Source organism: Maritimibacter sp. UBA3975 (assembly GCF_002384975.1).
In the GTDB taxonomy this organism is placed as follows: Bacteria; Pseudomonadota; Alphaproteobacteria; order Rhodobacterales; family Rhodobacteraceae; genus Maritimibacter.
In genome coordinates this window covers 1-7,294 of record NZ_DGCP01000006.1, presented here as the reverse complement: position 1 = coordinate 7,294, position 7,294 = coordinate 1, and the positions used below count along the sequence as shown (strand labels likewise).

Below are 7,294 nucleotides of genomic sequence, written 5' to 3'. Positions count from 1 at the left end.
CGTGCGGCCGAGGCATTGGTCTCCCCCGAGGCATCGTTGACACCGGTTGCCGTCAGTGCCGCCTCGAGATTGTGGTGAATCGTCCGAAATGCGCCCGCATAGGCGTCGTAGATCTCGATCTGCGCCGGGGTCAGCGCGTGTTCTAGAACATCATATTCCACCCCATCGAAGCTGAGGGCACGGGCCGTGTAGAGGCCGAGCGTCTTGAGATCGCGCGCGACCACCTCCATGGCGGCGACACCGCCGGCTTCCATCGCAGAAACGAAGCTCTCGCGGCTTGGGAAGGGGTATTCGGGACCCTGCCCCCAGAGCCCCAGCCGCGCGGCATAGGCGAGGTTGTGCACGCTCGTGGCACCCGTGGCCGAGATGTAAAAGACGCGAGCCCGGGGTGCCGCCAGTTGCAGCCGCAGGCCAGCAAGGCCCTGCTGGGAGGGTTTGCCCCCCCTGCCCTGCTCGGACCCGGCCGCGTTCTGCATGGCATGGGCTTCGTCGAAAGCCAGAACACCATCGAACCCCGCGCCCATCCAGTCGAGGACCTGGCTCAGCCGCGAGGTGCCGCATTTGCCCGCCGAACGCAGCGTGGCGTAGGTGACGAATAGGATGCCGTCGCCCATGGGGATGGGCTGATCCGGTTTCCATTTCGAGAGCGGCTGGATGTCGGCGGGCGAGCCACCGAGATCAGTCCAGTCGCGGATCGCGTCCTCGATAAGCGTGGCGGATTTGGAGACCCAGACGGCCTTACGGCGTCCGGCGAGCCATCCCGCGAGGATCAGCCCCGCACATTCGCGCCCCTTGCCGCACCCGGTGCCGTCGCCGAGGAAATAGCCGAGGCGATAGGCCCGTGCATCCGGGTTATCATCGGCGCGCGTCAGCTTGGTCTGGTCGTCGTCGATGGTGAATCGTCCTGGCAGGTCGCGCCCATGGGCATCATGTGCCATGATGATGGTCTCAAGCTGTGCCTCGGAGAGATGCCCATCCTCGATCAGCCTGGCAGGCAGGCGCAATTCTGAACTGGCCGCGCCAGAGGGCATGGGCGGCGCGACAGAGGCCATGGCGATACTTTCGACAAGCGGCGTTGGATGCTCCTGCGCACCCGGGATCTCGATCCGCTGCGGACGGTAGCGCGCATAGATGTCCGAGACGGGCGTGTTGTCGCGCGGAGCCTCAAGACTTGTGAAGCTTAGCGGGATGGCAGCATTGGCGCGGGGTTTGGAGGCGGCGACTGTGGCAACTGGGCGCTTGCGCGTGACAGGTACTGGACCGACCGATCGCGCATGAGGGTTTGTCGCCGCCCGTTGGGCGGGGCGCTTCTCAGGCCGGCTTGCGGCCACGGCGTCGACAAAGGGAAGGGCTTCCTCCAGATCCTGAACCCTGGCGCGGATCATCTCGCCGTCCTCCTGCACCTTGTTGAAGACCATGAGCTGGGTTTCGACAGAGGTGCCGAGCTTGCGGTAGACCTGCCCCGGCATCGTCAACGCCAGTCGCGGCGTCAGGAGGCCGCAGGCGCGGGACCAATGCGCGGCATCGCGTTCGGGTGTGAATCCCGGCGGCATGATCGCCACCAGCCGCCCGCCGGGTGCCAGACGCTTTGCAGCCGCAATGAGATGCTTGGCGGCGATGTGCTTGTCCCGGGAGCGGTCGACCGAGGAGGCGAAGGGCGGATTCATCACCACGACGTCGGGTAGAACCGGCGTCTGCAGCAGATCATCGATATGCTCGCCGTCATGGCCTGTGACCTCGCCGCCGAAAACCGCGCGCAGGAGGCGCTGGCGAAAGGGGTCGATCTCGTTGAGCAGAAGCGTGGCACCGGCCCGGGCGGCGAAAGCAGCCAGGGCACCGGTGCCAGCCGAGGGCTCCAGCACGGTCTCGCCCTTGCGGATCGCTGCGGCCCGCACCGCCATGGTCGCGAATGCCAGCGGTGTGGAAAACTGCTGCAGCCGGATCTGCTGCTCGGAGCGGCGGGTTTCCGTCAGGAGCCGTGAGGCAAGCAGCCTTGCCGCGGCGATGTCACCTGCCGCGCCGTCGCCGCGCAGCAGCATTTGGACGGCAGCGGCCTGCATCAGGTCATAGGCCATGCGCCAGTCCCAGGCACCCCCGGCATCGCTGCCATGAAACGTCTCGCGCATGATGCGCGCCAGCGCTGAACTGCGCAGGGGTTGGTGGTGGATCTCTCTGCCGATAAGCGCTAGCGCAGAGGCGAGATCGGCTTCGGAGATTGCGAGAGCCGGGTTGGCCGTTCTGGGTTTGGACATGGGGATTTTCCTTTGGATCAGGGTCTGAGTTCCAAAGGACAAAAAGCCCGCTCTACACTTTTTGGGGTTTCCGCCGAAAGCTATGACGGAGGTTGGGCAACGAGAGTGAGTGCAGAATTTCAGATCACGAGCGCGACCCGCCCTTGTCGGAATCAAAGGCTAAGTCACGCAGCCGATCGGCAAACAATTTTTTGACAGAAGAAGCGGCGGCAACCCACCAAAACACCCCGAAACGCACGAAGGTACCAGGTAAGAACAGAACGCACTGTTCAAGACTGTTGGCGGCGCTTCTCATCAATCACCGCCTGCACAAGGTTCATCACGTTGGAATGCGGTGTCGCGGCCTGCTGGTCATTCAGTGCCTCCTTCACCTTGGACCGAAACCAGGCATCATGGGACGTCATCTCACCGGTCACGGCGATGGTCCTCGAGGCGCCTATCCAGAAGCTCGCCTAGGTCTCTCGGCATAGCTGCAACGCTCAGAGCGACCCGAGATCGGCGGTAGGGAGAATGGACCTTGGACAGATTGACTTTGTCGCAAGCCTGTTTGCGGTCTGAAGGCTGTTTCAACTCGGATTCCCCGTTCACGCGATGATCGAACGTTACAGCAAAACTTCCCGGACGATAAGACTCTTGAGATCTCTACATTATGGGGATGACCAAAACATCTGCGCACAGACGCCCCTTCACACCATTGCCGACGTTGGGGCGGGATGCCGCGAAGGTCTCAAACGAGCCCACTACGGAAGAGCCAATTTTGCGCTGCGCGCGCACGCAGCGAAATGTTTGCTTCGGTGCAGTAAACATTCATGCCGCATCGCAGCTGTGGATCCTGTCGTTCGTGCGTAATGTAGAAAATTTCTCAGAAGCAGTGGCTGCACAGCGGACCAAGCTGTCGTTTCCAATGAGCGTCATGCTTGCGAGCTGAGCTCCCGCCGCGCTACCGTGAGTATTAACCGGGACAGCTCGTGAAGCTGGTCGGCGGCCAGCCGATTGATCTGCCAGAACAGGTGCCGCTCCAGCATCTGTCCAGGGGCCAGCTCGACCAGATCTCCGCGCTCGAGATGGCGTCTGGCGAGCTGTACCGGATTGAGCGCCCACCCCATGCCGGCGAGGCTTCCCTCAAGGAAGCTCTGCGTCGAAGGAAGCCAGTGCGTGGGGAATGACATGTCTTGCCCGAAAACCTCGCGCGCCCAGACGTTCTGGAGCCGGTCCTTCTGGTCGAAGGTGAGAGCGGGCGCGCGTTGGAACGCCTCCTTCGTGAGGCCGTCAGGGAAGTATCGGGCAACGAAGTCGGGGCTCGCCGTCGCCTGGTAGCGCAGCGCACCGAGCGGCGTGACACGACACCCCTGCACAGGACGTTCCAGCGAGGTAACGGCGGCAAGCACGCGACCGCGCCGCAGCCAGTCGGCGGTATGGTCCTCGTCGTCGATCGCCACATTCACGAGATAGTCGGTGGCCCTGGTGAAGGAGGCGATGGCCTCGAGAAACCAGGTCCCGAGGCTGTCGGCGTTCGTCGCCACGTTGAGGGTTACCTGTCCGGCACCTTCCGCCCCGGAAAGTTCAGGCAGATGTTCCATGAGATCCTTTTCGAGCATCCCCACGCGGTCCATGTGCCGGCAAAGCGCAAGGCCTTTGTCCGTGGCGGTGCATGGCGTTCCACGTTCGATGAGCACCGCGCCGAGGCGTTCCTCGAGATGCTTGATGCGCTGCGAGACAGCCGACGGGGTCACGTTGAGAGAAGCGGCGGCTCTTTCGAAGCTGCCGGTCCTGACGACCGCGGCGACGGCGCGAAGAGCTGCATAGTCCACAGCCATTTAGTTTTCCTTTATTGGCATCAGCGTCTTTAATTTGTCTAATCTACTGCGACCGAATAGTCCAAGGGCAGTTTTTTTGAACCAGAGGCCCACATATGGATGTCGCAGTTTTTTTCACCGGCATGATGATGAGCCTCAGCCTCATCGTGGCGATCGGCGCGCAGAACGCCTTCGTGCTGCGACAGGGGTTGCGCGGCGAGCACGTCCTGGCTGTCTGTCTCACTTGCGCGGTCTCGGACGCGATCCTGATCACCGTCGGGGTGACCAGCTTCCACACCGTCTCGGAGTGGTTGCCCTGGCTCGAGCCGGTGATGCGCTACGGCGGCGCGGCCTTTCTGATCTGGTATGGCGTGAAGAGTCTTCTGTCCGCGTTGCGCTCGAATAAGGCGTTGGCCGCGGATTCCTCGCTGCCGATGACCGATCTCTTCCGCACGCTGATCGCCTGCCTCGCGATCACTTGGCTGAACCCCCATGTGTATCTTGACACGGTCGTCCTGCTGGGGACCATTTCCACGCAGTTCACCGACAGCCAAGGGTCTTTCGCGATCGGCGCGATTTTGGGGTCGTTCGTGTTCTTCTTCGCTCTCGGCTACGGTGCCACCAAGTTGAGACCGGTGTTCGAGCGGCCAGCGGCCTGGCGCGTCCTGGAGACGCTCATCGCGCTGGTAATGTGGCTCATCGCCTTCAAGCTGCTGGCCGGAACCTGAGAGGACACGTCATGGAGAATTTCAACCACCTGCTCGTCGTCTTCACCGCCTATGTGATCGCGGCCGGGAGCCCCGGTCCGAGCACCCTTCGGATCATGGGCGTGGCGATGAACCATGGTCGCCGGGCCGGGCTGGCCCTGGCGGCGGGCGTCATCTCCGGATCGCTGTTCTGGGGGCTGTCTGCGGCCACCGGTGTTTCCGCGCTGCTCGCGCGCTATGCCGAGGCCCTGATCCTCCTGAAGATCTGCGGCGGCCTATACCTGCTCTACCTCGCGGGGCGCGCAGCCCAGAATGCGCTGTCTTCCAACCCGGCAACCTCAACCGGACCGGCACGATCCGATACTCCTCCGTCCTCGGCCGCGCTCTACCGTCATGGATTGATCATGCATCTGGCGAACCCGAAAGCCGTGTTGGCCTGGATCGCCCTCGTCACGCTTGGCCTCGGTGCTGAGCCATCCTGGCATGATGTGGCCACCATTCTGGCAGGTTGCGCAATCCTGAGCGTGATGATCTTCACCGGCTACGCGGTCGTGTTTTCCACGGAACCGATGATCCGCCTCTACCGGCGGGCCCGGCGCGGAATCGAGGGCGTTCTGGCCGCCTTCTTCGGGTTCGCCGGCCTGCGCCTGCTCATGTCACGCTTTTGAAGGAGATGTTCACATGACCTTGTTCACCGGCCTCTCGGCCTTCCCGCTCACGCCCATTGATGACGAGGGGCAGCTGAAATCCGAGCTTCTGCAACGGTTCCTCGAGCGGATCGTGGCTGCGGGAGCGGATTCCATCGGACTGCTCGGCAGCACCGGTGGATACGCCTACCTGACACCGGAAGAGCGCAAGCGGACCCTCCGGGCCGCCGTAGATTGCGTGGCGGGACGGACACCGCTTGTCGTCGGTGTCGGCGCTCTCACGACCGATGTTGCCGAGGACCTCGCGCGAGATGCCCGGAAAGCCGGGGCGGACGGCCTGCTTCTTGCGCCCATGTCCTATCAGCCGTTGACCGATGATGAGGTCTTTCGCCATTTCGAGGCCGTCGCCGCGGCCGGCGAGCTGCCCCTGTGCATCTACAACAACCCGGGCACCACCAAATTCACCTTCAGCCCGGACCTGATCGCGCGTCTGGCCGAAATCTCGAACGTGGCCGCGGTCAAGATGCCTTTGCCGGCGGACAGCGATTACGCGGGCGAGATGCGGAGCCAGCGGGCCGTGACGCCGGATGGCTTCGCCGTGGGCTATAGCGGCGACTGGGGGGCGAAGGACGCGCTGCTCGCCGGCGGTGCCTGCTGGTATAGCGTCGTGGCCGGCCTCTTGCCGGAACCCGCTCTCGCGCTCACCCGCGCGTCTCAGGCCGGGAATGCGGCCGAAGCCGAGCGCATCGATCACGCTTTCGCTCCCCTTTGGGCGCTGTTCCGCGAGTTCGGCAGCTTCCGCGTGATGTTTACCATCGCGGAGATCCTCGGTCTCGGGCGCATCACCCCGCCGCGTCCGATCCTGCCGCTCGAGCCTGCCTCCCGCGAAAGGGTCGAGGTGGCGCTGCGTCCGCTGCTCCAGGACGCCGTCTGATCAGGGGACTGTGCTTACGCCGGGAATGTCTTGAAAGGGCTCGGTGCGGCCTTGCGGCAGCGCGGCGGCGGCGGCCCGGAGCCAATCTTCTTCACCGGTCCTTCGCTACATCGCTTAATATCTCGGGGTCACGCGATGTTGACGCCTGGGCCGGGAGGGACGGATGGAGAAAGTCTCATGTCCAAAATCCAACTCCCCGCCATCAAGCCGAAGCGACGCCCTTGGAACCGTGGCAGGCTCGTTGGCCAGAAACGGCCTCTGCTGCCGAAACAGGTCTGGGCGATCCGTGCGCGCCTCGAACTCGCGAGCAACCCTCGCGATCTCGCTCTGTTCAATCTCGCCATCGACAGCAAGTTGCGGGGCTGCGACCTCGTCGGTCTGAGGGTCGCCCAGCTCGTTGTCGGCGATCGTGTCCGCGAACGCGTATCGGTCATCCAGAGCAAGACGCGCCGCCCCGTTCAGTTCGAAGTCACGGAAAACACCCGAGCTTCGATCTCGGAGTGGGTGAAGCGGCCGGAGATGATCGGCTGCGCCTTCCTGTTCCCGAGCCGGTTTCACGCCAGGCCGCACATTTCGACGCGACAATACGCGCGGCTCGTCCGAGAGTGGGTGACGGCGATCGGTCTCGAGCCGAGCGGCTACGGCACGCACTCGTTGAGGCGCACCAAGGCTGCACAAATCTACCGCAAAACAGGCAATCTTCGCGCGGTCCAGCTCCTGCTCGGTCACACCAAGGTGGACAGTACGGTCCGGTACCTGGGCGTTGAACTTGAGGATGCTCTGAGCATCGCGGAGTCGGTCGACATTTGATACCTTCGGCGAACGGCGTACGCCGTTCGCCAGCCGAGACCGGACGTGCGAAGACCTACCTGCCGACGTGGGCTTCGAGCCCAGACTCACCGATGCTGCGGGGCGCGCGAATGTCGGCTTTCGTTCGGCGCGTCGCACCATGATGGAG

At 63.6% G+C, this 7,294-nt stretch carries 7 protein-coding genes; 4 read left to right on the top strand and 3 right to left on the bottom strand.

Annotation, left to right across the window (positions count from 1 at the left end; all coding sequences use genetic code 11):
• The 3 genes from B2585_RS04325 to B2585_RS04315 form a co-directional block, all read right to left on the bottom strand.
• Window positions 1-2,252, bottom strand: a 2,252-nt coding sequence (locus B2585_RS04325; RefSeq protein ID WP_292020391.1) for a strawberry notch-like NTP hydrolase domain-containing protein, incomplete at its 3' end; no start/stop codon positions are given.
• A gap of 269 nt (window positions 2,253-2,521) precedes the next feature.
• Window positions 2,522-2,668: a hypothetical protein gene (locus B2585_RS04320; RefSeq protein WP_153218031.1), complete on the bottom strand. Its 147-nt coding sequence runs from the start codon at window positions 2,666-2,668 to the stop codon at window positions 2,522-2,524.
• 495 nt (window positions 2,669-3,163) lie between these two features.
• Window positions 3,164-4,069: a LysR family transcriptional regulator ArgP gene (locus tag B2585_RS04315; protein WP_114291561.1), complete on the bottom strand. Its 906-nt coding sequence runs from the start codon at window positions 4,067-4,069 to the stop codon at window positions 3,164-3,166.
• 122 nt (window positions 4,070-4,191) lie between these two features.
• On the opposite strand from B2585_RS04315, the gene B2585_RS04310 reads away from it, so the two are divergent.
• The 4 genes from B2585_RS04310 to B2585_RS04295 all read left to right on the top strand — a co-directional run bounded on the left by B2585_RS04310 (window position 4,192) and on the right by B2585_RS04295 (window position 7,146).
• Window positions 4,192-4,776: a LysE/ArgO family amino acid transporter gene (locus B2585_RS04310; RefSeq protein WP_292020380.1), complete on the top strand. Its 585-nt coding sequence runs from the start codon at window positions 4,192-4,194 to the stop codon at window positions 4,774-4,776.
• Window positions 4,777-4,787: 11 nt separating this feature from the next.
• A complete protein-coding gene (locus B2585_RS04305) occupies window positions 4,788-5,423 on the top strand; it encodes a LysE family translocator (protein ID WP_165053020.1) in 636 nt (211 codons plus the stop codon).
• Window positions 5,424-5,436: 13 nt separating this feature from the next.
• Window positions 5,437-6,336, top strand: a complete 900-nt coding sequence (locus B2585_RS04300) for a dihydrodipicolinate synthase family protein (protein WP_165053022.1) — start codon at window positions 5,437-5,439, stop codon at window positions 6,334-6,336.
• 177 nt (window positions 6,337-6,513) lie between these two features.
• The gene (locus B2585_RS04295) at window positions 6,514-7,146 is read left to right on the top strand and encodes a tyrosine-type recombinase/integrase (RefSeq protein ID WP_292020373.1); all 633 of its coding nucleotides are present in this window, start codon (window positions 6,514-6,516) and stop codon (window positions 7,144-7,146) included.
• The last annotated feature ends 148 nt before the right edge of the window (window positions 7,147-7,294 follow it).

Bases quoted from the DNA above. Each gene is read 5' to 3' on its own strand.
- B2585_RS04315 (WP_114291561.1), bottom strand. From the start codon at position 4,069: ATGGCTGTGGACTATGCAGCTCTTCGCGCCGTCGCCGCGGTCGTCAGG.
- B2585_RS04300 (WP_165053022.1), top strand. From the start codon at position 5,437: ATGACCTTGTTCACCGGCCTCTCGGCCTTCCCGCTCACGCCCATTGAT.
- B2585_RS04305 (WP_165053020.1), top strand. From the start codon at position 4,788: ATGGAGAATTTCAACCACCTGCTCGTCGTCTTCACCGCCTATGTGATC.
- B2585_RS04310 (WP_292020380.1), top strand. From the start codon at position 4,192: ATGATGATGAGCCTCAGCCTCATCGTGGCGATCGGCGCGCAGAACGCC.
- B2585_RS04295 (WP_292020373.1), top strand. From the start codon at position 6,514: ATGTCCAAAATCCAACTCCCCGCCATCAAGCCGAAGCGACGCCCTTGG.